Annotated in this window: 19 protein-coding genes and 1 pseudogene; 11 read left to right on the top strand and 9 right to left on the bottom strand. The window is 70.2% G+C overall.

Going from position 1 to position 26,210, the window contains the following annotated elements:
• Positions 1 to 33: 33 nt before the first annotated feature.
• Together folE and ftsH are read right to left on the bottom strand one after the other, a co-directional pair.
• Positions 34 to 642, bottom strand: a complete 609-nt coding sequence (folE, locus tag ACXMYJ_RS02295; RefSeq protein WP_260755597.1) for a GTP cyclohydrolase I FolE — start codon at positions 640 to 642, stop codon at positions 34 to 36.
• An 18-nt stretch (positions 643 to 660) separates the two neighbouring features.
• Positions 661 to 3,018 (bottom strand): ATP-dependent zinc metalloprotease FtsH, encoded by a 2,358-nt coding sequence (gene ftsH, locus ACXMYJ_RS02290; RefSeq protein WP_460353707.1) that lies wholly within the window; start codon positions 3,016 to 3,018, stop codon positions 661 to 663.
• Positions 3,019 to 3,226: 208 nt separating this feature from the next.
• Here ftsH and ACXMYJ_RS02285 point away from each other — a divergent pair, with 208 nt between their 5' ends.
• The 3 genes from ACXMYJ_RS02285 to ACXMYJ_RS02275 all read left to right on the top strand — a co-directional run bounded on the left by ACXMYJ_RS02285 (position 3,227) and on the right by ACXMYJ_RS02275 (position 6,461).
• Positions 3,227 to 4,177, top strand: coding sequence for an alpha/beta fold hydrolase (locus tag ACXMYJ_RS02285; protein ID WP_460353703.1), 951 nt, complete (start codon positions 3,227 to 3,229; stop codon positions 4,175 to 4,177).
• A 61-nt stretch (positions 4,178 to 4,238) separates the two neighbouring features.
• A complete protein-coding gene (locus ACXMYJ_RS02280; protein ID WP_460353700.1) occupies positions 4,239 to 5,651 on the top strand; it encodes a PE-PPE domain-containing protein in 1,413 nt (470 codons plus the stop codon).
• A gap of 72 nt (positions 5,652 to 5,723) precedes the next feature.
• Positions 5,724 to 6,461: an SIMPL domain-containing protein gene (locus tag ACXMYJ_RS02275; RefSeq protein ID WP_443187199.1), complete on the top strand. Its 738-nt coding sequence runs from the start codon at positions 5,724 to 5,726 to the stop codon at positions 6,459 to 6,461.
• 6 nt (positions 6,462 to 6,467) lie between these two features.
• Here the strand turns inward: ACXMYJ_RS02275 and ACXMYJ_RS02270 are convergent, their stop codons facing one another.
• The 5 genes from ACXMYJ_RS02270 to dacB are packed head-to-tail and all read right to left on the bottom strand — an operon-like array spanning position 6,468 to position 12,678.
• Positions 6,468 to 8,690: a molybdopterin-dependent oxidoreductase gene (locus ACXMYJ_RS02270; protein ID WP_443187200.1), complete on the bottom strand. Its 2,223-nt coding sequence runs from the start codon at positions 8,688 to 8,690 to the stop codon at positions 6,468 to 6,470.
• 15 nt (positions 8,691 to 8,705) lie between these two features.
• Positions 8,706 to 9,290: a hypoxanthine phosphoribosyltransferase gene (gene hpt / locus ACXMYJ_RS02265; RefSeq protein WP_260755602.1), complete on the bottom strand. Its 585-nt coding sequence runs from the start codon at positions 9,288 to 9,290 to the stop codon at positions 8,706 to 8,708.
• A 3-nt stretch (positions 9,291 to 9,293) separates the two neighbouring features.
• Positions 9,294 to 10,268 (bottom strand): tRNA lysidine(34) synthetase TilS, encoded by a 975-nt coding sequence (tilS, locus tag ACXMYJ_RS02260; RefSeq protein WP_443187201.1) that lies wholly within the window; start codon positions 10,266 to 10,268, stop codon positions 9,294 to 9,296.
• On the bottom strand, positions 10,247 to 11,308 hold the full coding sequence (locus tag ACXMYJ_RS02255; protein WP_443187202.1) for a zinc-dependent metalloprotease: 1,062 nt from the start codon (positions 11,306 to 11,308) through the stop codon (positions 10,247 to 10,249). Before ACXMYJ_RS02255 ends, tilS begins: the two co-directional genes overlap by 22 nt.
• Entirely contained in the window at positions 11,305 to 12,678 is a 1,374-nt protein-coding gene (gene dacB, locus ACXMYJ_RS02250; protein ID WP_460353696.1) for a D-alanyl-D-alanine carboxypeptidase/D-alanyl-D-alanine endopeptidase, read from the bottom strand. The genes ACXMYJ_RS02255 and dacB overlap by 4 nt, the downstream gene beginning before the upstream one ends.
• 118 nt (positions 12,679 to 12,796) lie before the next feature.
• Here dacB and ACXMYJ_RS02245 point away from each other — a divergent pair, with 118 nt between their 5' ends.
• The 3 genes and pseudogenes from ACXMYJ_RS02245 (at position 12,797) to ACXMYJ_RS02235 (ending at position 15,160) form a co-directional block, all read left to right on the top strand.
• On the top strand, positions 12,797 to 13,282 hold the full coding sequence (locus ACXMYJ_RS02245; protein ID WP_260755606.1) for an inorganic diphosphatase: 486 nt from the start codon (positions 12,797 to 12,799) through the stop codon (positions 13,280 to 13,282).
• 156 nt (positions 13,283 to 13,438) lie between these two features.
• Entirely contained in the window at positions 13,439 to 13,960 is a 522-nt protein-coding gene (locus tag ACXMYJ_RS02240; RefSeq protein WP_260755607.1) for a 2-oxo-4-hydroxy-4-carboxy-5-ureidoimidazoline decarboxylase, read from the top strand.
• A 40-nt stretch (positions 13,961 to 14,000) separates the two neighbouring features.
• Positions 14,001 to 15,160, top strand: a pseudogene (locus ACXMYJ_RS02235) (serine hydrolase domain-containing protein).
• Here ACXMYJ_RS02235 and ACXMYJ_RS02230 read toward each other — a convergent pair.
• Positions 15,142 to 15,507, bottom strand: a complete 366-nt coding sequence (locus ACXMYJ_RS02230) for a hypothetical protein (protein WP_443187204.1) — start codon at positions 15,505 to 15,507, stop codon at positions 15,142 to 15,144. The pseudogene ACXMYJ_RS02235 and the gene ACXMYJ_RS02230 overlap by 19 nt on opposite strands.
• A gap of 101 nt (positions 15,508 to 15,608) precedes the next feature.
• The gene (locus tag ACXMYJ_RS02225; protein ID WP_260755609.1) at positions 15,609 to 16,646 is read right to left on the bottom strand and encodes a TerC family protein; all 1,038 of its coding nucleotides are present in this window, start codon (positions 16,644 to 16,646) and stop codon (positions 15,609 to 15,611) included.
• 220 nt (positions 16,647 to 16,866) lie between these two features.
• On the opposite strand from ACXMYJ_RS02225, the gene ACXMYJ_RS02220 reads away from it, so the two are divergent.
• The 5 genes from ACXMYJ_RS02220 to ACXMYJ_RS02200 are packed head-to-tail and all read left to right on the top strand — an operon-like array spanning position 16,867 to position 26,207.
• Positions 16,867 to 20,826 (top strand): Pls/PosA family non-ribosomal peptide synthetase, encoded by a 3,960-nt coding sequence (locus tag ACXMYJ_RS02220; RefSeq protein WP_460353691.1) that lies wholly within the window; start codon positions 16,867 to 16,869, stop codon positions 20,824 to 20,826.
• Positions 20,823 to 22,169: a M1 family metallopeptidase gene (locus ACXMYJ_RS02215; protein ID WP_460353688.1), complete on the top strand. Its 1,347-nt coding sequence runs from the start codon at positions 20,823 to 20,825 to the stop codon at positions 22,167 to 22,169. Before ACXMYJ_RS02220 ends, ACXMYJ_RS02215 begins: the two co-directional genes overlap by 4 nt.
• Positions 22,166 to 23,446, top strand: coding sequence for a polysaccharide biosynthesis protein (locus tag ACXMYJ_RS02210; protein ID WP_460353685.1), 1,281 nt, complete (start codon positions 22,166 to 22,168; stop codon positions 23,444 to 23,446). The genes ACXMYJ_RS02215 and ACXMYJ_RS02210 overlap by 4 nt, the downstream gene beginning before the upstream one ends.
• Positions 23,443 to 24,435, top strand: coding sequence for a UDP-glucose 4-epimerase GalE (galE, locus tag ACXMYJ_RS02205; RefSeq protein WP_260755613.1), 993 nt, complete (start codon positions 23,443 to 23,445; stop codon positions 24,433 to 24,435). The genes ACXMYJ_RS02210 and galE overlap by 4 nt, the downstream gene beginning before the upstream one ends.
• On the top strand, positions 24,432 to 26,207 hold the full coding sequence (locus ACXMYJ_RS02200) for a hypothetical protein (RefSeq protein WP_460353797.1): 1,776 nt from the start codon (positions 24,432 to 24,434) through the stop codon (positions 26,205 to 26,207). Before galE ends, ACXMYJ_RS02200 begins: the two co-directional genes overlap by 4 nt.
• Positions 26,208 to 26,210 lie beyond the last annotated feature (3 nt).

Here is a 26,210-nt window from a genome sequence, read left to right as displayed (position 1 = left end):
CCGGCGGTGCGGCGGGCGGATCGCTGGCAGGACTCACCTCCGCAAGATCAGTTCCAGGGCTTCGGCGCGAGAGGCCTTGTCGGTCTTGAACTGTCCGCGCACCGCCGACGTCGTGGTGACCGCGCCGGGTTTGCGGATGCCGCGCATCGCCATGCACAGGTGCTCTGCCTCCACCACGACGATCACACCGCGCGGGTCCAGCCGGCGCATCAGCGCGTCGGCGATCTGCACGGTAAGGCGTTCCTGCACCTGCGGCCGCTTGGCGTACAGGTCCACAACGCGGGCCAGCTTCGACAGGCCGGTGACGCGGCCGTCCTCACCGGGGATGTACCCGACATGGGCCACCCCGTGGAACGACACCAGATGGTGCTCGCACGTCGAGTACATGGGGATGTCTTTGACCAGCACGAGCTCGTCGTGCTGCTCGTCGAACATGGTCTTGAGGACCTCATCGGGGTCGACGTACAAGCCCGCGAAGATCTCCTGGTATGCCCGGGCCACCCGGGCCGGGGTGTCCCGCAGCCCTTCCCGGTCCGGGTCCTCCCCGATCGCGATGAGCAGTTCGCGCACAGCTGCCTCGGCGCGCGCCTGATCGAAACCGGGGGTGGTGATCGTCGCCGAATTGTTGGACGACCGCGTCATCGAGATCTCCGTTCCGTGTCAGCCGTTCGAAGGCGGAGCGCTCCGCCCGTTCTCCCCGCCGCTGTCGTGGCCGGGATCCTCCTTCGGAGTCGGTGCGGGTGCACCGCCATGCGGAGAATGCTGCCCGGGCTGCGGGTACGGCTGATACGGGGGATACCCCGGATACGTCGGAGCGGGCGGCGGTCCGCCCTGCCACCCCGGCTGCGCCGGGGGCGGGTACCAGTAGCCCTGCGGCTGCTGCTGCCCGGGCGCGCCGGGCCGGGGCGGCCAGCCGGGGGCGTGCCAGCCGGCCGGAGCGCCGTAATCGGGCTGGGTAGGACCGCCGGGCGCCCCGTTGGCGGCATGGGAAGCCTGAGCTCCATTGCCTCCGTTATTGTGCACGCGCTCGGCGGCAGCCTTGGACGCCTGCGCGATCGCGGCCTTGAACGCGGGCTCGGGGACCGGCTTGGGCCACGGTTCGCCGCGTTCGATGGCGAGCTCGCCCGGCGTCTTGATCGGCGGCTTGTCCGACGGCACGCGACCGCCGAAGTCGTCGAACATCGTCAGGCGTGGGCGCTTCTTCACGTCGCCGAAGATCGCCTCCAGCTCGACGCGGTGCAGCGTCTCCTTTTCCAGCAGTTCGCCGGCAAGAGTGTCGAGCACGTCGCGGTACTCGGTGAGGATCTCCCACGCCTCGGTGTGGGCGGCTTCGATGAGCTTGCGGACCTCGTCGTCGATGATCTGGGCGACCTCGTGGCTGTAGTCGGCCTGGGTGCCCATCGTGCGGCCCAGGAACGGGTCGCCGTGCTCGGTGCCGTAGCGGACCGCGCCGAGCTTGGAACTCATGCCGTACTCGGTGACCATCGCACGCGCGATCTTGGTGGCCTGCTCGATGTCGGAGACCGCGCCCGTGGTCGGCTCGCGGAAGACCAGTTCCTCGGCGGCGCGGCCGCCCATCGCGAACACCAGGCGCGCGATCATCTCCGAGCGCGTCATCAACCCCTTGTCGTCCTCGGGCACCGCGACGGCGTGGCCGCCGGTGCGCCCGCGCGCCAGGATGGTGACCTTGTAGATGGGCTCGATGTCGGGCATCGCCCACGCGGCGAGGGTGTGCCCACCCTCGTGGTAGGCGGTGATCTTCTTCTCCTGCTCGCTGATGATGCGGCCCTTGCGGCGCGGCCCGCCGACCACCCGGTCGACGGCCTCCTCGAGCGCGGGGGCGGTGATGATGGTGCCGTTCTCACGGGCGGTGAGCAGCGCCGCCTCGTTGATGACGTTGGCCAGGTCGGCGCCGGACATTCCGACGGTGCGCTTGGCCAAGCCGTCGAGGTCGGCATCGTCGGCGATCGGCTTGCCCGCCGAGTGCACCTTGAGCACCGCGCGCCGGCCGGCCAGGTCGGGGCTGGACACCGGGATCTGGCGGTCGAAACGGCCCGGACGCAGCAGCGCGGGGTCGAGGATGTCGGGCCGGTTGGTGGCGGCGATCAGGATGACGCCCTGCCGGTCGCCGAAGCCGTCCATCTCGACGAGCAACTGGTTGAGGGTCTGCTCGCGTTCGTCGTGGCCACCCCCGAGGCCTGCCCCGCGCTGGCGGCCCACCGCGTCGATCTCGTCGACGAAGATGATGCACGGGCTGTTCTGCTTGGCCTGCTCGAACAGGTCGCGCACGCGGGATGCGCCGACGCCGACGAACATCTCGACGAAGTCCGAGCCGGAGATCGTGAAGAACGGGACGCCGGCCTCGCCGGCAACGGCGCGTGCGAGCAGCGTCTTGCCGGTGCCGGGCGGGCCGTAGAGCAGCACGCCGCGCGGGATCTTCGCGCCGAGGGCCTGGTAGCGGCTGGGGTTCTGCAGGAAGTCCTTGATCTCGTAGAGCTCCTCGACCGCCTCGTCGACGCCTGCGACGTCGGCGAACGTGGTCTTGGGCATGTCCTTGGACAGCTGCTTGGCCCGTGACTTTCCGAAACCGAAGCCCATCCGGCCGCCGGTCTGCATCCGGGAGAACATCACGAAGAGGCCGACAAGCAGCAGCAACGGCAGCATGTAGATCAGCAGCGTGCCGAGGATGCTGCTCTGGTTGACCACGGTGTTGGTCTTGACGTTCTTGTCCTGCAGCGCCTCGAACAGCGTCGCGCCGTACCCGGTCGGGTACTTGGTGATGATCTGCTTGCTGTCCTCGGTGTCGCCGTTACCGTTCTTCAGCTCCAGCCTGAGCTGCTGTTCGCGGTCGTCGATCTGAGCGCTGTCGACGTTGTCGCCGTTGATCTGCGCTATCGCGATGGACGTGTCGACGGGCTTGTACCCGCGGGTGTCGTCGCTGAAATAGAAGAACGACCAACCCAGCAGCAGCACCACGGCGATCACCGTGAGTGTGCGGATCACGTTTTTTCGGTTCATGAGGGAAGTCGGTCCATGCCGGGGTTGCGGTCCATCTCGGGTGTCCGGTTCATCAATTATGTGTACGGCCGTCGTTCGGTTCGCCGGCCAATCCTTCCAATACGTGCAGCTGGAATAGTCAAGGCTACCGCTAGACCAACGTTCGGCAGTTCCCGACGTTCACGCAAGCGACGATCAGGCCGGCAACGATCTGGGCGAAAGTGGGGCCATGCGGACGCGGCAGGTGCGGACCAACGGTGTGACGCTGAGGGTGACTGAGGCCGGGGACCCCGGCGCGCCGGTGGTCGTGCTCTTACACGGCTTCCCCGAGCTGGCGTTCACCTGGCGCCACCAGGTGCGCGCGCTGGCCGACGCCGGATATCACGTGCTGGCCCCTGACCAGCGTGGTTACGGTGGCTCGGATCGGCCATCGGCCGTGGCGGCCTACACCGTCGCCGAGCTCACCGCCGATGTCGTGGGACTGCTCGACGATGTCGGTGCCCAACGGGCGGCACTCGTCGGCCACGACTTCGGCGCCGTCGTGGCGTGGGGCGCGCCGTTACTGCGGCCGGAGCGCTTCTCGGCGGTCGCCGGGCTCAGTCTGCCGCCGGTGCCCCGGCCGAAGGTGCCGACCACCCAGGCGTTCCGGCGGATCTTCGGCGATCGCTTCTTCTACATCCTGTACTTCCAGGAGCCCGGCCCCGCCGACGCCGAGCTGGCCCGAGATCCCGCCGCGACGTTCCGCAAGCTGTTCACCATGTCGGCCACGGGCACGGCCGAAACCGGGGGCCAGGGATTCCTCGACCGCATCCCAGACCCCGGGCGGATACCCGACTGGATCAGCCACCCGGACTTCGACGTCTACGTCGACGAGTTCACCCGCGGCGGATTCACCGCGCCGCTGAACTGGTACCGGTGCTTCGATCGGAACTGGGAACTGACCGCCGATCCGGCGGCGACGACGATCGACGTTCCGGCACTGTTCGTCGGCGGTACCGAGGACCCGACGCTGGCCTACACACCACGCCACCGCGCCCGGGAACTGGTCGCCGGCGACTACCGCGAGGTGATGATCGACGGCGCCGGCCACTGGCTGCCCGAGGAGCGTCCCGACGACGTGTCGCGCGTGTTGCTGGAATTTCTCGCCGGTCTCGGCCAGCAACCCCGCCAACAGGTGTGAGCCGGATCACTTCCGGGTAATCCGCGCGCGTCAATATCCGGTCACACCGCGGAGGCGCCACGTGAAACGACTCAAGCGGACCACCGGTGACCGGGCCGAGTCGCCCACCGCGCTGATCGCCGCGGCGCGTGCCGCCCTGGGCGACATCGGTCCCGACGCCGGCATGGAGGACATCGCTCGCCATGCCGGCTGCGGAGTCGATGTGCTGTACCGGCACTTCACCGACCGGGACGAGCTGATCGACGCGGTGCTCGCCGACCTCGTCGCGTCCGTCGGCGACGACGACCACCGTGAGGCGGCCGGCGACGCGGCATCCCGCGGTCGTTCCGGTCTCAGGTACGCGGTCGCGCCGTTGGCTGCGCTGGCGGCGGTGACGCCGGTGGCGGCTCCGACGGGCATGCCGATGACACCCGCGCCGGCCGCGGCGGCGGCCGTCACCGAACCTGTGGCAGCCGCTGAGTCGCCGGTCCCCACGGTGCTGACGCTCACCCCGCTGTGGCCGGTGTGGCCGCTGGAGTTTGCGCTGCAGGGGTCGCTGTGCCAGTCCGGCGGCTGCGACGCCGTGCCGTATCTGCCGTTTTCGACCGCAGCCGGCGTCAGCCTGCTCAACACACGCCTTTCCTCCCCTACAGACGCCGGCCGCCTCGCGAGCGACACCGGCACGGTCGTGTTCGGCTACAGCCACGGCGCGGTGGTGGCCGGTCGATGGCTGGCCGAGTACGCCGACCAATCCTGGGCTCCCCCGGCCGACCGGCTGTCGTTCGTGTTGATCGGGAATCCGATGCGCGCCCACGGCGGCACGAAGCCTGCGCTGCCACACACCCGGTACCGCGTCGTCGACGTCGTCCGCCAGTACGATCCGGTGGCCGACTTCCCCGACAACCCGTTCAACCTGTTCGCGATGCTCAACATCGGCGCCGGAATCCTGTCGTCGGTGCACCTCGACTACACCGGCGTGGACATCGACGATCCGCGGAACACGGTGTGGACCGAGGACAACATCACGTATGTGTTCGTGCCGACCCAGAACCTTCCGCTGCTCACGCCGCTGCGGCTGATCGGGCTGGGCCGGCTGGCCGATGCGCTGAACGAACCGCTCAAAGAGCTCGTGGAGCAGGCGTATGACCGCCCGTATCTGGCAAAGACGGAAGCGACCGATCCGGCCGACACCTCGTTCGCCGAGCCCGCTGCCGAGGCCGGCGTGGCCGACACGCAGGCGCGGGCGGACCGTGACGCCGGCGCTGCGGCCGACGATCCCGACGTTCTCGGCGAACACTCCGCGCCGATCGGTGAGCAGACCTCCGCCCTCGAGGAGGACTCGGCTGATGCCGAACCACCGCCGGAGGACCCAGAGGTGCACGCCGACGACCCCGACGTCACCGCCGGGGAGACCGCGGCTCAGGACACGCCGGAGGGTCCGGGAGCGGTGGAAGCGGAGGCTCCGCGCACCACGGACAACACCGTCGGAAGCTGATCCGGCCGGTCCGGGATCGCCGGACCGCGTGGTTACCTCTGACGGCGCGACCTACGCGCTAGGGTGCGACCCATGCTTACCGCAGCGCGCGCGAACAGAGTCAGGAACATGCTGGTCACGGTCGCCGCGACGGGATTGGCGGCCGCCGGGCTGACCGCATGCGACGCGCAGAGTTCGACGTCGTTGGAGCCGGGGGCCGACAGCCGCCAGGTCACCGTGGTCGGCTCCGGCGAGGTGCAGGGCACCCCCGACACCTTGACGGTGAACGCATCGATGGAGACCCTCGGCCCCGACGCGACCTCGGCGATGAGCCAGACCAACGACCTGCAGCAGACCGTGATCGACGCGCTGACCAGCCTGGGCATCGAGCGCGGGGACATCGCCACCACGGCGGCGGACCTGCAGCCGCAGTACGGCAACGACAACACCTCGATCTCGACCTACCGAGCCACCAACTCGATCAACCTGACGATCCGTGACCTGAACCTGGCCTCGGAAGCGATCGGCCTCATCGTCGACACCGGCGGCAATGCCACCCGGATCAACTCGATCAGCTACTCCATCGAGGACGATTCGCAGCTGGTGCGCGACGCCAGGGCCCGCGCGTTCGAGGACGCCAAGGACCGGGCCGGCCAGTACGCGCAGCTGTCGGGGCTCAACCTCGGCAAGGTCATCTCGATCTCCGAGTCCACGGCGCCCGCCCCGCCGATCCCGATGCAGGCGCCACGCGCGATGGAGGCCGCCGTGCCGCTGGAGCCCGGTCAGCAGACGGTCGGGTTCTCGGTGACGGTGATCTGGGAGCTGACCTGACCGACCTCAGCCCTGACCGGGCCCGACCACCACCGGGATGCCGTTGAGCACGGCGGTGCCCGACAGCGGGTCCAGCGCCGATCCGTCGTTGAGCTGGTTGGCGTTGACTCCGGGCGCCTCGGCGGCCAGCCGCTGGCCGGTGCCGTCACGGTCGTGACCCCAGCCGTGCGGCAGGGACAGCACCCCGCGCCGGATGCCGTCGGTGATCTCGACCGGCACCACCAGCTCACCGCCGGGCCCCTTCACGACGGCCGTGTCGGTCACGCCGAGCTCGGCGGCGTCGTCGGGGTGCATCCTCAGCGTGCAGCGGTTGCTGCCCCCGGCCAGCGCCGGCAGATTGTGCATCCAGCTGTTGTTGGAGCGCAGGTGCCGTCGGCCGATCAGCACAAACCCGTCGCCGCGCCGGCCCAGCGCGGCACGCAGCCGCGCGGCGTCGGCGATCAGCTGCGGCGGCGTGAGCTCGACCCTGCCGGACGGGGTGCGCAGCACCTCCGGCAGCCGCGGCTGCAGCGGCCCCAGGTCGATGCCGTGCGGGGCGTCCTTGAGTTTCTGCAGGGTGAGGCCGTCGGGCCGGGCGCCGAACGCGTCGCCGTAGGCGCCGAGCCGCAGCATCATGTCCAGGCGGCGTTCATAACCCGGACCGTCGGCCAGCATCGCGGTCAGCTCCTCGACGGCTCGCCCGGCCACCGGGGATCCGGCGTCGGCACTCTCCTTGGCCAGGGTCGCCGCGATCACCTGCTGGTCGACCAGGTCCGGGTCGGCGCCGGGACCGGCGCCGTAGAGCACCAGCGCGATCCGCGACAGGATCTCGGCCTCGTCGGGCCTGCCGTCGAGTGGCAGCGCCGGCGGGGAGTACCGGGCGTTGTTGCGGACAGCGAGGTTGTTCAGCGCGAAATCGAAGTGCGGGCTACGTGACGGCGGCGGGGGCGGCAGGATCACGTCGGCGTGCCGGGTGGTCTCGTTCAGGTACGGGTCGACACAGAGGATGAAGTCCACCCCGGCCAACGCCCGGTCGAGCCGGTCGCCGTTCGGCGCCGACAGCACCGGGTTCCCGGCGATGGTGATCATCGCGCGGATCTGCCCGTCGCCGGGGGTCTCGATCTCTTCGGCCAGGGCCGCGGCCGGCAGTTCGGAGAGCACCTCCGGGTGACCGGACACCCGACTGTGCCAGCGGCCGGTGCGCCAGCCCCGGCCCGGCCGGTGGCCGCGCGGCGCGGGCGCCACCGGGGACAGCGGGAACATCACGCCGCCCGGCCGGTCCAGGTTGCCGGTCAGCACGTTGACGACGTCGACGAGCCAGCTGCCCAGCGTCCCGAATTCGACGGTCGAGGTGCCGATCCGTCCGTACACTGCCGCGGTGGGCGCCGCTGCCAGCTCGCGGGCCAGGATCTGGATGTCCTCGGCGGCCACGCCGCAGTACCCGGCCACCTGCCTAGGATCGAAATCTGCTGCGAGAGTGCGGATGTCATCGACGCCGGTGACGTACTCGGCGGCTGCGCCGAGATCCACCAGATGCTCGGCGAACAGCACGTGCACCACGGCCAGCAGCAGCGCGGCATCGGTGCCCGGCCGCGGCGCGAGATGCCGGTCGGCCAGTTCGGCGGTGCGGGTGCGGGCCGGGTCGATCACGACGAGCCGTCCACCGCGTCTGCGTAGTGCGCGTAGCTTGCCCGGGAAATCTGCCGCGGTGGCGAGGCTTCCGTTGGACACCAGCGGGTTGGCGCCGATCACCACCAGGTAGTCGGTGCGATCCAGGTCGGGGACGGTGAACGCGACCGGGCTGCCGAACATCAGCCCGAGCGACACATGCTTGGGCATCTGGTCCAGCGTGCTCGCCGAATAGACCTGCCTGGTGCCGAGCGCGCGGATGATCAGCGGCGGATACAGCGCACCGGCGACGGTGTGGGCGTTCGGGTTGCCCAGATACACCCCGACCGATGCCCCGCCGTGGTCGCGCACCGCTGCGCCGAGGCCCTCGGCCACGGCGGCGAACGCCTCGTCCCACGTCGCCTCGGTCAGCACGCCGCCCCGGCGGACAAGAGGGGCACTCAACCGGTCCGGGTCGTTGTCGAGCTCACCGAAGCTCGCGCCCTTGGGACAGATGAAGCCGGCGGAGAACACGTCGTCCCGGTCGCCGCGCGCACCGACGACCCGTCCGTCGTCGACGGTCAGCGTCAGACCACAGGTCGCTTCACAGAGCGGGCAGATGCGTAACGCGGTCTCGGCCATGCCTGCATTCTGCGCTCAGGAGTTCTCGTAGACCTTCGGATCGAGCGTGCCGATGTAGGGCAGGTCGCGGTAGCGCTCGGCGTAGTCGAGGCCGTACCCGACGACGAACTCGTTCGGGATGTCGAACCCGATGTACTGGATGTCGACGTCGGCACGCACCGCGTCGGGTTTGCGCAGCAACGTGCACACCCGCAGCGACCGCGGCCGCCGCGTCGCGAGGTTGCGCAGCAGCCAGGACAGCGTGAGCCCGGAGTCGACGATGTCCTCGACGATCAGCACGTCGCGGTCGTTGATGTCGCGGTCGAGGTCCTTGAGGATGCGGACCACACCCGAGGACGACGTCGACGAGCCGTACGAGCTGACGGCCATGAACTCCAGTTGCGTGGGCACCGGAATCGCCCGGGCGAGATCAGTGACGAACATGACCGCGCCCTTGAGCACGGTGATCAGCAGCAGGTCCTGGCCGGATCCCGACACCTCATAGTCGACGGCGATCTGCGCGGCCATCTCGGCGGTCTTGGCTTTGATCTGTTCTTCCGACAGCAACACCGATTTGATGTCCCCGGGATACAAGTCCGCAGCATGCGCAGGCACGCCCACAGCCTAGCGGTGCCGCTCGGCGACCGGTTCGCGGTACAGGGTCAGCACGTCGCGGCGGCGGCCGGCGAACAACCGTTCGCGGGGAACTCCGCCGGGCACCGCCACGCCGCCCTGCCCGCGCCAGTCGGTGACCAGCGCGTCGACGGCGCGGATCTGCTTGTCGGTGAGCTCGCACGCGCCCCCTGCGAGCAGCCAGCGCCGGATCACCCTGCGCCGCACCGCAGCGGGCAGCGGCGTCAGCGCGGCGACGGGCAGGCCGGCGCCGCCCGCGGCGACGAAGGTCTGCGCCGCGAGGTTGTCGAGGGCGTCGGTGTCCTCACGCAGCGCGGTGGCCGTGCGGGCCAGCGCTTCGGCCACGCCGCCGCCGAGCACGTCCTCCAGCAGCGGAAGCACCTCGGCGCGCAGCCGCACCCGGGTGTAGCGGGGGTCGCTGTTGTGCGGGTCCTGCCACGCGGGCAGGCCGAGCTCGTCGCACGCCCGGTGGGTGACCTCGCGCCGGATCCCCAGCAGCGGCCGGCACCACGGCGGGTCGTAGCGGCGCATCCCCGCCAGGGAGCGGGCGCCCGAGCCCCGGCCCAGACCGAGCAGCACCGTCTCGGCCTGGTCGTCGAGCGTGTGCGCGAGCAGTACCGGCGCGCCGTGCCGAGCGGTGTCGAGCGCGGCGTACCGGGCGGCGCGGGCCGCGCCCTCCGGACCGCCGTGCGTGCCGACGTCGACCGGGAGAACCTGTGCCCCAACACATCCCAGGCTCAGCGCCTGACCGCGCGCTGTCGCCGCGACGCGGTCGGAATCCGGCTGCAGCCGGTGATCGACGATCAACGCCGTGGTCGGCCGCAGAGCCGCCGCGACCGCCGTCAGAGCCAGCGAATCGGGGCCGCCGGACAAGGCGACGCACCACGGCCCGGACACGTCAGGATGGTCACCGAGGAAACCGGTCAGCGCGGTGCGCAGCGCGGCTACAGCACCCTGTCGATCCATCGCTGCGGTTCGTCGATCTCGGTGGGCAGCGGCAGGCTTTCGGCGTCGGTCCAGACCGCGTTGAAGCGGGCCATACCGACCCTGCCCACCACGTGGTCGACGAACGCCTTGCCCCTGGTGTACTGACTCAGTTTCGCGTCGACACCCAGCAGTGCGCGCAGCAGTCGTTGCAGCGGTGGCTGTTTGCGTTGCCTGCGCTGATCGAACCGGTGCCGGATCGAGGCCACCGACGGCACCACGGCAGGGCCGACGGCGTCCATCACGTGTTCGGCGTGCCCTTCGAGCAGGGTGCCCAGCACCAGCAGACGGTCCAGCGCCTGCCGCTGCGGCTCGGATTGCACGGCCCGCAGAAGGCCGAGAATCCCACCCGAATTCGGTTCCTGCTCATCGGCTTTGGTGCGGCGGTCACGCACGTACTCGGCGAGCCGGCCCGCCATCTGGGGCAGGTCGTCGCCGGCGTCCTCGGTCAGCACCGCCAGCGCCTTCGACATGTGGTCGGCCAGCCACGGATTGGCCCGGAATTGCACCCGGTGGGTAACCTCGTGCAGACACACCCACATCCGGAAGTCCTTGGGCAGCACCCGAAGTTGACGCTCGACGGCGATCACGTTCGGGTACACCAGCAACAGTTCGCCGCCGCCGGCCGCAAACGGGTCGTACTGGCCGAGGATCCCCGACGACACGAAGGCCAGCACCGCCCCGGTCTGCGCGCCGGCGATGCGGCCGGTCAGCACGTGGGGTCTGACGTCGTCGCCCTGCCCGCCTGTCATCACCCGCATCGACTGCGCCGCAGCGCGGATCCACTCGGGACGGTTGAGCACCCGGGCCTCGGGGATCTCGCCGCCCTCGATCAGGCCGGTCGTCTCCCGCACCGGCAGCTCGGAGGCGCGGGCCGCCTCGGCGAGCTGGTCGACGACCTGCCTGCGGGTGTACTCGGTGGCCGGCGGCTCAGGACGGGCCAATTTGCCGCCGAGCGCGGCGGCCAGCTTCCAGTCCACCGCGCGACCGACGGTGAGCCCGGACTTCGACGCCGCGCTCATGAGCGGCATCCGCAGGTCCGCAGCGTCGCGGCGAACGCGTCGAGGGCGGTGCGCCCCGTCGGGCCGGCGTCGTTGGACAGCAGCGCGAAGGTCAGCACCCGCCCGCTCTCTCCGGTCACGATCCCGGCCAGTGAGTTGGTGCCGGTCAGCGAGCCCGTCTTGGCCCGCAGGTATCCCGCTGCGGCGCGGCCGTCCTCGCTGTCGAGGTACCGGTTGGACAGGGTGCCGCTGCCTCCGGCGATGGGCAGCAGGTCCACGAGCGGGCGCAGCGCGGGCTCGTCGTCACCCGCCGCGGCCTGCACCACTTCGTCGAGCGTCTCGGCGGTCAGCCGGTCGTCGACCGACAGACCGCTGGAGTCCAGCAGCCGCGCGCCGGCGGTGTCGATACCGGCGTCTTCCAGGGCGCCCAGCACTGCGCGAGACGCGCCGGCGAAGCTCTGCGGCTCACCGGTCGCGGCGGCGACCTCGCGGCCGATCGATTCGGCCATCACGTTGTCGGAGAAGTTCATCATGTCGCGCAGCCGTTGCATCAGAGGCGGCGACTGCACCGATGCGATCTCGGTGCCGCGGGACGCCGAGGTCGTCACCGTGACCTTGGCCGGATCGAGCCGCAGCGCCACGGCCAGCGCCCGGCCCGCGTCCAACGCCGGTGTCCTGGACCGCCGCGATTCGACACTCACCGGCTGTGTCCGGCCACCGTCGAGCATGATCGACTCGATCGGCGCGATGTCGCCGCCGTCGATGTCCAGCGGGTCCCAGCCGGGCGCCATGGTCGGTCCGGTGTAGGCGCTGACGTCGACCTGGACGGTCGTGACGTCGACGCCGCTGCGGCGCACCTGGTCGGCCAAATCGACGATCCGCGCCGCGTCGCGATACCAGGTGTCGACGTTGCGGGGCGCGGCCGACAGGGTCTGGTCGCCGCCGCCGACGAGTACCACCACGCCCGGCGTCGTGGAGAGCACGCGCGTGGTCAACCTGACGTCGCGGTCCAGGGTCAGCAGCGCTGCTGCCGCGGTCAGCAGCTTGTTCGTCGACGCGGGCTGCATCGGCACCCCGGCGCCCTGCGCCCACAGCTGCTCACCGGTCAGCGCGTCGGTGATGCGTCCGGTGAACCTGCCCAGATCGGGATTGGCGAGCACCTCGCGCAGCGCGCGGGTCAGGCCCTCAGGCGTGGGTTTGTCGGCGGAATCCGAGACCGGTTCGACGGCCGGTGCCGCGGTCGCAGGGGCGGGCGCCGGCTCGACGGCGACCTGGTCGGCCCCCTGCCGGGTGGCCACCAACGCGGCGGCAGCGACGACCACGACGACGAGCAGCAGAACCACCGCCCCGACGACCACATACGTGGATCGCCGCCACCGCGTGGGCCGCATGTTTCTCCTGATCTCGATCGTCTGGCCGAGCCACCCCTGTAGAGCAGCGTATCCCTCGTTTAGGGTTAACCCGCGTCGTCAGCCGACGCCCCCGCCCCAGCACAGTAGGAGTCACGGCGTGCAGTTCGATGTCCTCATCGAGATCCAGAAGGGTTCCCGCAACAAGTACGAGGTGGACCACGACAGCGGCAAGGTGAAGCTGGACCGCTACCTGTTCACCTCGTTCGGCTATCCGACGGACTACGGCTACATCGAGGACACCCTCGGCGAGGACGGCGATCCGTTGGACGCGCTGGTGTTGCTGCCCGAGCCGGTGTTCCCGGGGTGCATCGTCGAGGCCCGTCCCGTCGGCATGTTCCGGATGGAAGACGAGAAGGGCGGCGACGACAAGGTGCTGTGCGTGCTCGCCGATCCCCGCTGGGACCACATCCAGGACATCGGCGACGTGTCGGACTTCGAGCTCGACGCGATCAAGCACTTCTTCGTGCACTACAAGGACCTGGAGCCGGGCAAGTTCGTCAAGGCCGCCGACTGGGTGGGCCGCGAGGAGGCCGAGGCCGAGGTACAGCGCTCAATCGAGCGCTTCAAGGCCGAAGGGCACTGACCTCCCCCTCGCGAGCAGACACAAACTCGCACCATTGGACCCGATTTCGTGCGATTTTGTGTCTGCTCGCGCAGGTGTGGCGGCGCCCCTGCGCGAATTTGCGTGGCTGTAACACGGTGTAACGCCTGCGCCGCTTGACCGGCCGATCATTGCGGTGTGTTGCTGCATCAGGGGATCGGGCTGGACGCTTTCAACGCCCTTCCGATGCGCCGCGCCGTCCACGCGGTCTTCGAATGCTGTTACAGCGTGCCGCTGGCCGCCGACCTGGCCCGCGCCCGGCCGTTCGACACCCACGACCGGTTGTTCCGCTTCGCCGACACCCTGCTGTTCGGGCTGAGCGAGGAGTCGATCGACTCGATCCTGCAGGCCTACCCGGACGTGGGCAGACGGCCGGGCAGCGAGAAGTCCCAAGCCGAGCAGTGTGCGATCACCGACGAACGTCCCGAGGTGATGGCCGAACTCGCGACCGCGTCGAAGAAGTACCTCAATCATTTCGGGTTCGGCTTCGTGATGTTCATCAACGGCTACGGCGCCGACGTGGTTCTTGAGACCATGCGGGACCGGCTACACAACGACTACGAGACCGAACGCAAGGTGGTCCGCAACGAGCTGGCGCGGATCAACCGGACCCGGCTCGAGCGCATGCTGGGCCCTGAGGGCGGTTACGACAACTGGTGAGCTCGCCCCAGGCCCGGCGGGTGCGCCTAATGTCTCTGCCATGGGTGAGGTGTCCGGCCGCTGGAATCCCCGCTTCGACGCGCTGGCCGAGGCGTTGGCCGACGAGGTCGCCGCCGGGGAGGAGCTCGGGGCGTCGATCGCCGTCGACGTCGACGGCGAACTGGTCGCCGACATGTGGGCCGGCCACGCCGACCGGGCGAAAACCGTTGACTGGCAACAAGATACGATCGTCAACTTCTGGTCCTGCACCAAGACGCTGACCGCGCTGGCGGCGCTGATGCTCGTCGACCGCGGCGAACTCGACCCTTTCTCCCCCGTCGCCCGCTACTGGCCGGAGTTCGCCGCCAACGGCAAGGCCAGCATCGAGGTGCGCCACCTGCTGTCCCACACGTCCGGGGTGTCGGGGTGGCAGACACCGTTTGGGGTGGAGGACATCTACGACTGGGCCACGGCGACGGCGCACCTGGCCGCGCAGGCGCCGTGGTGGCCGCCGGGGACCGCGTCGGGCTACCACGCCATGAACTACGGCCACCTGATCGGCGAGCTGGTGCGCCGTATCACCGGCACGACACTGAAGGATTTCGTCGCCGAGCAGATCGCGGCGCCGCTGTCGGCCGACGTGCAGATCGGGGCGCGGCCCGAGGACGCGTCCCGTATCGCCGAGTTGGTCGCCCCCCACCGCGCGACCGCGGCGTGGGCAAGCTGCCGCCCGACCACCCGGCGGTCAGGACGTTCGCGGCGTTCCCGCCCGGCGCGTACGGCGTGGCCCACGCCGAGACCGACGCGTGGCGACGGGCCGACATCGGCGGCGCCAACGGCCACGGCAACGCCCGCGGGCTGGTCCGTGCGTTGACTCCGGTCTCGCTGGGCGGCAGTGCGCACGGGGTCCGGCTGCTCGGCCCGAGCACCATCGAGCTGATCTTCACCGAACAGTCCCACGGCATGGATCAGGTGCTGTTCGTGCCGCTGCGCTTCGGCATCGGATTCGGCCTGCCCACGCCCGAGCGCGTGCGGGCTGTCCCGGCCGGCACCGTCTGCTGGTGGGGCGGCTGGGGCGGTTCCCTGGTGGTGATGGACCTCGACCGGCGGGCGACGTTCGCCTACGTGATGAACAAGATGGGCGAGGGCACCACCGGCACCGCCCGCACGGTGCGCTACGCGGCGCTGATCGACGCCGCGCTTCAGGACGCGCGCGGCTGATCGCGCGCGGCGAGGCGGCCGAGCACGTCGCGGCCCACCGTGCCGAGATCCTGACGGGGAGTGGCCGGAATCAGAGTCACGCCGTCGGCCACCTCCGCCGACGCGATGTCGGCGATCAGTCCTGCCAGACCGTCCACGGTGCCGGCGTAGTGCACCGTCCCGGAATCGGCCGGACCCAGCACCTGCTGCGCCGACCGGAAATCGCCTGCGACGGCGACGGTGACGTCCAGGATCACCGCGACGTCGTCGGCGCCGGCGCGGATCCGGGCCCGCACCCGCCGGGCGTGCTGCAGGTCCTTGGCCGCCACCCGGACGATCTGCTGGTCGCCGTCGGTCAGCTCGCTCACGCCACCGTCATCTGCCACGAATAGCCGCACCCGGCCACGCTATCCAGCGCTGCCGGGCGCGACCCAGCGTTGTGATCAGCGAGAGTGCAACAATCGCACGCTCAGCGGCTCGGGTCGTGATGCGGATCCGGCACGGCCTTCTCCTCGGAGACCCCGTTTGAGCTGCCGTTCTTGCGTACGTCGTGCACGCGGGTCTTGTACAGGCTGGCCGCAGTCGTGATCAGCAGCGTGACCACGATCACGCCGAGGGACAGCAGTGTCGGGATCTCCGGCACCGGCACGTGCTCGCCGCCGTTGATGAACGGCAACTCGTTCTCGTGCAGCGCGTGCAACAGCAGCTTGATCCCGATGAAGCCCAGGATGAACGCCAGCCCCTGCGAAAGGTACACCAGCCGCTTGAGCATGTCGCCGAGCAGGAAGTACAGCTGCCGCAGCCCCATCAGGGCGAACACATTGGCGGTGAACACCAGGTACGGCTCGCGGGTCAGACCGTAGATCGCCGGGATGGAATCGAGCGCGAACAGCAGGTCGGTGGTACCCAACGCGACGATGACCAGGAACATCGGCGTCATCAGCCGCTGGCCGTTCTCTTTCACCCACAACCGCAGGCCGTCCCACTGGTCGGTGAACTTCATCCGCTTCTGCGCGAAGCGCACCACCGCGTTGTCGGCGTCGTCGTCGTGGTCGGTGTCCTTGACCAGCTTGATCGCGGTGTAGAGCAGGAACGCGCCGAAGATGTAGAACACCCACGAGAACTGGTTGATGGCCACCGCGCCGAGCGCGATGAAGATGCCGCGGAAGATCAGCGCCAGGATGATGCCGACGAGCAGCGCCTGCTGCTGGTAGATCTTCGGCACGTTGAAGCTGGCCATGATGATCAGAAAGATGAACAGGTTGTCCACCGACAGGCTGTATTCGGTGAGCCAGCCCGCGAAGAACTCCACACCGTACTGGCTGCCGTGGAAGAACCAGGTCCACAGCCCGAACGCGATCGCCAGGCCGACATAAAACGTCAGGGCCGTGGCCGTCTCACGCCGAGGCGGCTCGTGGGGGCGACGCCCGATCACGATCACGTCGAACAGCAGGATCGCGATTGTCACGGTGAGCGTGATGCCCCACTCGAGACCACTTACGTTCATCAAACCTCCGGTCGTCGTCAAACGCCGGAGGTCTCTTCCACCACCGCCTGCGGCGGTAGGCCCACGGCACCGGTCATCCCAGGTGGGACGACGTGATGACGACACCGTGGCGAAGGAATACTCCCCTCCAAGCGGCTCATTGTGCCAGTCGGTCGCCCGACACGCGAAATGAGCGGCCCAGGGGCGTGAGGCGACTCCGAACGCTGAGTAGTTTGTACCCGTGACGGCCGCGGATCGAACTCCTGAGATCCCCACTCAATACCTGCTGTCGGAGTTCGCTCCCCCGCCCCGCACGCTCATCGACATCCTCTACGACACCGCGCGCCGGTACCCCGACGCGCCGGCGCTCGATGACGGGACCGTGCAGCTCACCTACGCCGAGCTCGTCGCCGACGTCGAGGACAGCGTGGCCTGGCTGGGGGCCCGCGGGATCGGCCGCGGCGACCGCATCGGGATCCGGATGCCGTCCGGCAGTTACGCGCTCTACGTCGCGATCCTGGCGACCCTGGCCACCGGCGCGGCGTACGTGCCCGTCGACGCCGACGATCCGCAGGAGCGCGCCGACCTGGTCTTCACCGAGGCCCAGGTGGTCGCGGTGATCACCGAACGCGGCCTGGTGCGCGGGCCCGGCTCGTCGCGCGGCTGGCGCGCGACGGCGCCACTGACCCGCGACGACGCATGGATCATCTTCACGTCGGGTTCGACCGGCACGCCCAAGGGGGTGGCCGTCACCCACCGCAGCGCGGCGGCATTCGTCGACGCCGAGGCGCAGATGTTCCTCAAGGACAATCCGCTCGGCCCGGGCGACCGGGTGCTGGCGGGCCTGTCGGTGGCGTTCGACGCGTCGTGCGAGGAGATGTGGCTGGCATGGCGGCACGGGGCCTGTCTGGTGCCCGCGCCCCGGTCGCTGGTGCGCAGCGGGATGGACCTCGGACCGTGGCTGGTGTCCCGGGACATCACCGTCGTGTCGACGGTGCCGACGCTGGCGGCGCTGTGGCCGGCCGAGGCACTGGAGTCGGTGCGGCTGCTGATCTTCGGGGGCGAGGCCTGTCCGCCCGAACTCGCCGAGCGGCTCGCCGCCGGCCCCGACTCGGCCGGCCGCGAGGTGTGGAACACCTACGGGCCGACCGAGGCGACCGTCGTAGCGTGTGCGGCACGTCTGGACGGTTCCGGCGGGCAGGTCAGCATCGGGCTGCCGCTTCCCGGCTGGGACCTGGCCGTGGTCGACAAGGACGGCCGGCCGGTCGGCCTCGGCGAGGTCGGCGAGCTCGTCATCGGCGGTGTCGGCCTGGCCCGCTATCTCGACCAGGACAAGGACTCCGAGAAATACGCGCCCATGCCCACTCTGGCCGGACACGGGCATTGGAGTCGCGCGTACCGCAGCGGGGACCTGGTGCGGCTGGAACCGGACGGTCTGTATTTCGTCGGCCGCGCCGACGACCAGGTCAAGGTCGGCGGCCGCCGCATCGAGCTCGGCGAAGTGGACACCGCGCTGGTGCACCTGCCCGGGGTCACCGGCGGCGCCGCGGCGGTGCGGCGCACCGCGTCCGGGACACCGCTGCTGGTCGGCTACATCGCGGTCGCCCCGGATCTGGACGGCGAGTTCGACGTCGCCACCGCGCGGGCCCGGCTGGCGGAGTCCCTGCCCGCGGCGCTGGTTCCGCGTCTGGTGGTGGTCGACGAACTGCCCACCCGCACGTCCGGCAAGGTCGACCGCGACGCGCTGCCCTGGCCCGTCGGCGACGCGGACGCCGAGCAGGGTACCGACTTGGGCGGCGGCACGCTCGGCTGGCTGGCCGGGGTGTGGCGGGAGGTGCTCGCGGCGCCCGTCGACGGGCCCGAGGCGGATTTCTACGCCCTCGGCGGCGGTTCGCTGTCGGCTGCCCAGCTGGTCGCCGCGCTGCGACAACGCTATCCGCAGGTCACCGTCGCCGACGTCTACGACCATCCGCGACTGGGATCGCTGGCCGGTTACCTCGACGAGTTGGAGCCGCCCCCGGCGGTCACCACCCGCGAGGTCGCGCCGGTGCCTCGGCTGACGCAGGCCGCGCAGGTGGCGCTGACCGTGCCGCTGGCGCTGCTGACCGGCATGCAGTGGATGGTGTGGCTGGCCGTCGCCAACAACGCCGCGGCGGCGCTGCACCTCGCCGACTGGGTGCGTCCGGTCAGCTGGTGGTGGATCCTGGCCGGCTTCCTGCTGTTCGTGACCCCGCCGGGCCGGATGAGCATCGCGGTGTTCGGCGCGCGGGTGCTGATCGGCAACCTGCAACCCGGCACCTACCGGCGCGGCGGGCCCACCCATCTGCGGGTGTGGCTGGCCGAACGACTGGCCGAGGCCAGCGGCGCGGAGAACATGGCCGGGGCGCCGTGGCTGGTCTACTACGCCCGGGCGCTGGGCAACAGCGTCGGCAACGGCGTCGACCTGCACTCGGCGCCGCCGGTGACGGGCATGCTGACCCTCGGACACCGCTGTTCCATCGAGCCCGAGGTGGACCTGGCCGGACACTGGATCGACGGCGACCAGTTCCACGTCGGCCCGATCACCGTCGGCAACGACGCGACCGTCGGGGCGCGGACCACGCTGCTGCCCGGGGCCGTGGTCGGCAAGAACGCCGACGTCGCACCCGGTTCGGCCGTGGTCGGCAAGGTGAAGAACGGCCAGTACTGGAAAGGCTCGCCGGCGGTGAAATCGGGCAAGGCCAGGCATCCGTGGCCGGATCACCGCCCGCCCAGGGCGCCGCTGTGGGTGGCCGTGTACGGCGTGACGTCGGTGCTGCTGGCTGCGTTGCCGCTGGCGGCGATGGCCGCCGGGCTGGCCGTGATCGGCTGGGGTGTGCGCGGCACCGCGACGGTGACGGCGGCGATCGGGCCGGCACTGCTGTGGCTGGTGCCGGCCACCGCGGCGGCGCTGCTGGTGTACGCGGTACTCACCGTGCTGGGGGTGCGGATGCTGTCGGTCGGGCTCGACGACGGCTACCACCCGGTGCGCAGCCGCCCGGGCTGGCAGCTGTGGGCGATCGAACGTCTGATGGACGGCGCGCGCAACTACCTGTTCCCGATCTACGCCAGTCTGCTGACCCCGTGGTGGCTTCGACTGCTCGGCGCGAAGGTCGGCAAGGGCACCGAGATCTCGACGGCGCTGGTGATCCCGAAGTTCACCGTGGTCGAGGACGGCGCGTTCCTGGCCGATGACACCATGGTCGGGTCCTACGAACTCGGCGGCGGCTGGATCCACGTCGCCCCCGCCACCGTCGGCAAGAGGGCGTTCCTGGGCAACTCGGGGATCACCCAGCCCGGGCGCCGCGTGCCCGACGACGGTCTGGTGGCCGTGCTGTCGGCCACCCCGCACAAGGCCAAGGCCGGTTCGTCGTGGCTGGGCAGCCCGCCGGTGCGGTTGCGCCGCAAGCCGACCGCGGCCGACGCGCTGCGCACGTTCCATCCGTCGGCGCGGCTGAAAGTGCTGCGCGCCGTCGTGGAGACGTTCCGATTCGTGCCGCTGGTGGTGACCTTCGCGATCGGGATCGCGGTGCTGCTGGTGCTGCAGTATCTGGTGGTGACGTTCGGATGGGTGTGGGCGGCGTTGGCCACCGCACCGGTCCTGCTGGGCGCCGGCGCGGTCGCCGGAGCTGTCGCCGTACTCGCGAAATGGCTTGTGCTGGGCCGGATCGGCGCGATCGAGCACCCGCTGTGGTCGCCGTTCGTGTGGCGCAACGAGGTCTCGGACACCTTCGTCGAGACGGTGGCGGCACCGTGGTTCGCGCGCGCGGCATCGGGTACGCCGGTGATGAACCTGTGGTTGCGGGCCCTGGGCGCGAAGATCGGACGTGGCGTGTGGTGTGAGACGTACTGGCTGCCCGAGGCCGATCTGGTGACCCTGGCCGACGGCGCCACCGTCAACCGCGGCTGCGTGGTGCAGACCCATCTGTTCCACGACCGGATCATGCGGATGGACACCGTAGTGCTGGATCGGGGTGCGACGCTCGGGCCGCACTGCGTCGCGTTGCCGGCGGCGCGCATCGGGGCCGGCGCCACCGTCGGGCCCGCGTCGCTGGTGATGCGCGGCGACGAGGTGCCCCCGTCGACCCGGTGGCAGGGCAATCCGATCGCTCCGTGGCTGCCGTCACGCAAGAAGCGTTCGGAGACTTCGGAATCCAAGTCCAAGAAGTCTACGGCCGCGTGACGGCACGCAAGAGGGCCGCCAAGAAGGGCACCGCGCCGGTCATCGACCCGTACCTGCCCGGCTCGGGCAACTTCGGCTACCGGGTGTCGCGCTACGAGCTCGAGCTGGAGTACAAGGTGGCGATCAACCGGCTCTCGGGCACGGCCACCATCACCGCGGTCACGCTGGCCGAGCTCAAGACGTTCACCCTGGACCTGTCCGACGCGCTGTCGGTCGCGAAGGTCACCGTGAACGGCAAACGGCCGGCCCAGTTCCGGGCCTCGCGCGGCAAGCTGCACATCAGCCTCAGCGACCGTCTGCCCGCGGGGGCGGCGATGACCGTCGGAGTGCGTTACGGCGGCACCCCGCGGCCCATCCGATCCCTGTGGGGCGAGGTCGGTTTCGAGGAGCTCACCGAAGGGGTGCTGGTCGCCGGCCAGCCCAACGGTGCGTCCTCGTGGTTCCCGTGCGACGACCATCCCAGCGCCAAGGCCAGCTTCCGCATCCAAATCGCCACCGAGAGCCCCTATTTCGCGCTGGCCAACGGCAAGCTGCTGGACCGTCGGGCCCGTGCGGGCATGACCACCTGGGTCTATGAACAGGCCGAGCCGACCTCGACATACCTGATCACGTTGCAGGTCGGCATGTACGGGCGGCACCGCATGGCCAAGAACGGCGTGGAGATGTTCGCGGTGCTGCCCGACCGGCTGCGCGAGGAGTTCGACCACGACTTCGGTCGCCAACCGCAGATGATGAAGCTGTTCACCAAGCTGTTCGGGCCATACCCCCTGGCCACCGGCTACACCGTGGTGGTCACCGATGACGACCTCGAGATGCCCCTTGAAGCACAGGGCATTTCGATCTTCGGTGCCAACCACTGCGACGGCAACCGCAGATCCGAGCGGTTGATCGCCCACGAGCTGGCGCACCAGTGGTTCGGCAACTCGGTCACCGTGCAACGCTGGCGCCACATCTGGTTGCACGAAGGCTTCGCCTGCTACGCCGAATGGCTGTGGTCCGAGCACAGTGGTGACCGCACGGCCGATCAGTGGGCCCGCCACTACCACGACCGGCTCAAGAACTCTCCGCAGAACCTGGTGCTGGCCGACCCCGGCCCGCGCGACATGTTCGACGACCGCGTCTACAAGCGCGGCGCGCTGACCCTGCACGCGTTGCGCCGCCGCCTCGGCGACACGGCTTTCTTTGCGCTGCTGAAGGATTGGGCGAATCGGTACCGGCACGCCAGCGTCGTCACCGACGACTTCGTGGGCCTGGCCGCCCAGTACACCGACGATTCGCTGCGCCCGCTGTGGACGGCGTGGCTGTACACACCGGAGGTCCCTGCGCTGGACGCCGGGACGTGACCGACGCGACGGCTGGACCTTCCGGCGCGGTCACCCGGGGCAGCGTGGTCCGGGTGGGGGTCGCGACGGCGCTGTCGGCGCTGTGCGGCTACGCGGTGCTGTATCTGGCGGCCCGAGACCTCGAACCCGCCGGGTTCTCGGTGTTCGGGGTGTTCTGGGGCGCGTTCGGGCTCGTGAGCGGCGCCGCGTTCGGGCTGCTGCAGGAGACCACCCGCGAGGTGCGGTCACCGTCGGCGGCCCCGGACGGCAAGCGCACCCACCCGATGCGGGTCGCTGCGGGCGTCGGGCTCGGGGCCGCCGCGGTGATCGCGGTGACGGCGCCGGTGTGGTCCGGTCACGTGTTCGCCGACGCGCGGACGGTGAGCGTGCTGCTGCTCACTGCGGGCCTGGCCGGCTTCTGCCTGCACACCACGCTGCTGGGCGCGCTGGCCGGGATGAACCGCTGGTCGGAGTACGGCGCGCTGATGGTCGCCGACGCGGTGCTGCGGGTGGTGGTCGCCGCGGCGACCTTCGCGCTGGGCTGGGGCCTTGGCGGTTATCTGTGGGCGACGGTCGCCGGGGCGTTCGCCTGGCTGCTGATGCTGCCGGTGTCCCCGGGCGCCCGGGCGGCGGCCCGGCTGCTGACACCCGGAGGGACGGTCACCTTCCTGCGCGGCGCCGGACACTCGATCGCCGCGGCCGGCGCCAGCGCGGTGCTGGTGATGGGTTTCCCGGTGCTGCTCAAGGCCACCTCCGGCGACCTCGGCGCCGCCGGCGGAGTGGTGATCCTGGCGGTGACCCTGACGCGGGCGCCGCTGCTGGTCCCGCTGACCGCGATGCAGGGCAATCTGATCGCCCACTTCGTCGACCAGCGCGCCCACCGGCTCAGGGCGCTCGTCGCCCCGTCAGCGGCGGTCGCCACGCTGGGGGCCGTCGGCGTCGTGCTGGCGGGCGCGTTCGGGCCGTGGCTGCTGCGCGAGGCGTTCGGGCCCCAGTACCACGCCGACGGCAGCCTGCTGGCCTGGTTGACCGCGGCGGCGGTCGCGATCGCGCTGTTGACGCTGACGGGAGCGGCCACTGTGGCAGCGGCGCTGCACCGCGCCTATGCCGCCGGGTGGGTGATCGCGACGGTGGCGTCGGCGCTGTTGCTGCTGCTCCCGCTCGATCTGGAGGTGCGCACGGTGGTGGCGCTGTTGTGCGGTCCGCTGCTGGGCATCGCCGTGCATCTGGGCGCACTCGTTACGGTGGCATACCGACCACTCGATTCCCCGCGAGCGACGACGAAGGAGACACCGTGACCTGGTTGGTGACCGGCGGCGCCGGATACATCGGCGCACATGTGGTGCGGGCACTGCGCGGCGCCGGGCTGGGCGTCGTCGTGATCGACGACCTGTCTACCGGCCTCGCACAGTTCGTCCCGGACGGGGTGCCGTTCGTGCAGGCGAACCTGCTCGACGCGGCTGCGGTGCGGGCGACGCTGGCCGAGTACGGCGTGAGCGGAATCATTCACATCGCCGGCTACAAGTACGCCGGCGAGTCGGTGCACCGGCCGCTGCACACCTATCAGCAGAATGTGTCCGCGATGGTCACGCTGCTGGACGCGGCCACGGCCGCCGGAATCGAGAAGGTGGTGTTCTCCTCGAGCGCGGCGACCTACGGGACCCCGGACACCGAGGTCGTCGACGAGACCACCGCCACCCGGCCGGAGTCGCCCTACGGGGAGAGCAAGCTGATCGGCGAGTGGCTGCTGCGCGACATCGGCATCGCCACCGCATTGCGCCACACCAGCCTGCGCTACTTCAACGTCGTCGGGTCCGGTTCCGACGACGTATTCGATGTCAGCCCGTTCAACCTGTTCCCGAAGGTGTTCGACATGCTGTTGAGCGGCCAGACCCCGCGGATCAACGGCGACGACTACCCCACCCCGGACGGCACCTGCGTGCGCGACTACGTCCACGTCTGCGACATCGCCGCCGCCCATGTCGCGGCCGCCCGCCGCCTCGACGACGGGCAATCCGTCGAGCCGGTCTACAACCTCGGCAGCGGGTCGGGGACCTCGGTGCGGGAGATCATGACCACGATGCGCGCGGTGACCGGCGTCGACTTCGAGCCTGAGGTCGCGCCGCGCCGGCCCGGTGACCCGGCCCGCATCGTCGCGGTCGGCGAGCTGGCCGCGCGCGATCTGGACTGGCGGATGCGGCATTCGCTGACCGACATGGTGGCGTCGGCGTGGTCAGCACGCCGGGCAGCCGGGCCGGCGTATCCCACTGCCGGGGCGGTCTCCTGACAGCCGCGCACAATTGGGTCGCCCGCACCGCGGTGGCGCTGATCGCGCTGCAGTTGGTGATCCGGGCGGTGCTGGCGTTCGGCGGCTACTTCTACTGGGACGACCTCATTCTCGTGGGGCGGGCGGGCACCCAGCCGCTGTGGTCGCCGGGCTACCTCTTCGACGACCACGACGGGCACGTGATGCCCGGGGCGTTCCTGGTCGCCGGGGTGATCACCCGCCTGTCGCCGCTGAACTGGATCTGGCCGGCAGTGAGCCTGGTCGTCCTCGCGTTGCTGGCCTCGCTGGCACTGCTGCGCGCGCTGTATGTGATCCTGGGCTGGCGCCCGGTGTTACTGGTGCCGTTGACGTTCGCGTTGTTCACCCCGCTGGCGATACCCGGATTCGCGTGGTGGGCCGCGGGGCTGAACTCGCTGCCGATGCTGGCCGGGATGTCGTGGGTGTGCGCCGAGGCGATCCTGTTGGTGCGCACCGGAGACCGGCGCCACGCGTGGTCCGGCGCGATCGTGTTCCTGGGTGCGCTGCTGTTCTTCGAGAAGTCGGCGATCATCCCGTTCGTCGCGTTCGTGGTCGTGGCGCTGTACGGATATGTGACGGCCACGGCCACGGTCCGCGAGGTGTGGCGCCGCGGCCTGGCGCTGTGGACCGCGACGGCCGCGCTGACCGTGGCCTGGATCGGGGTCTATCTGCTGGTGGTCGACCAGCAGCGGTGGAGCTTCGACCTCGCGATGACGTGGGATCTGTTGTCCCGCTCCTTCACCCACGGCATCGTGCCCGGTCTGGTCGGCGGGCCGTGGGACTGGCAGCGGTGGGCTCCGGCGTCGCCGTGGGCGACGCCGCCGGTGACGGTGATGGTGCTCGGCTGGCTGGCCCTCGGCGCGGTGGTCGCGGTGTCGCTGTCACGCAAGCGGCGCCTCGGCCCGGTGTGGTTGGCCGCGCTGGGCTACGCGGTGGTCTGCCAGGTGCCGATCTATCTGATGCGCTCGTCGCGGTTCACCGCGCTGGAGTTGGCCCAGACGTTGCGGTACCTGCCCGATCTGGTCGTGGTGCTGGCGCTGCTGGCCGCCGTCGGGCTGTGCGCGCCCAACCGGGAGAGCCCGCGCGGGCTCGACCACTCCACCCGCCGAACCGTCATAACAGTTTGTGCGGCAACGGTTTTCGTGGCCAGCAGCCTGTACTCGACATCGACCTTTCTGACCAGCTGGCGTGACAACCCCGCGCAGCCGTATCTGCAGAACGCGCGGGCCGGGTTGGCGCAGGCGCGGGCGTCATCGGACGCGCCGATGCTCGATCAGGAGGTGGACCCGCTGGTGCTGCAGCGGGTGGCCTGGCCGGAGAACCTGGTCTCGCACATGTTCGCGCTGCTGCCCGACCGTCCCGAGTTCGCTTCGGCCACCACCGATCTACGCATGCTCGATGTCCACGGGAATCTCGTCGACGCGCTGGTGACGTGGGTCCGCAGCATCCGTCAGGGACCCGACCCGCAGTGCGGATATCTGGTGCAGCCCGATTTCCCGGTCCGTATGCCGCTGGACGGACCGCTGCTGCCCGCCGACTGGACGGTCGAACTGAATTACCTGGGCAACAGCGACGGCTCGATCACGGTGTCACTGTCGGAGGGGGAGGACGTCAAGGTCCCGGTACGGCCGGGACTCAACCGGGTCTACGTGCGGGTGCCCGGCGCCGGCGACGCGATCACCGTCAGCGCCAACACCGCGGCCCTGTCGGTGTGTGTGGCCTCGGGCCCGGTCGGGTTCGTCGCGCCGGTCTGACCC

The organism is Mycobacterium sp. ZZG (assembly GCF_054786995.1).
This window is presented reverse-complemented; position numbering and strand designations above follow the sequence as displayed.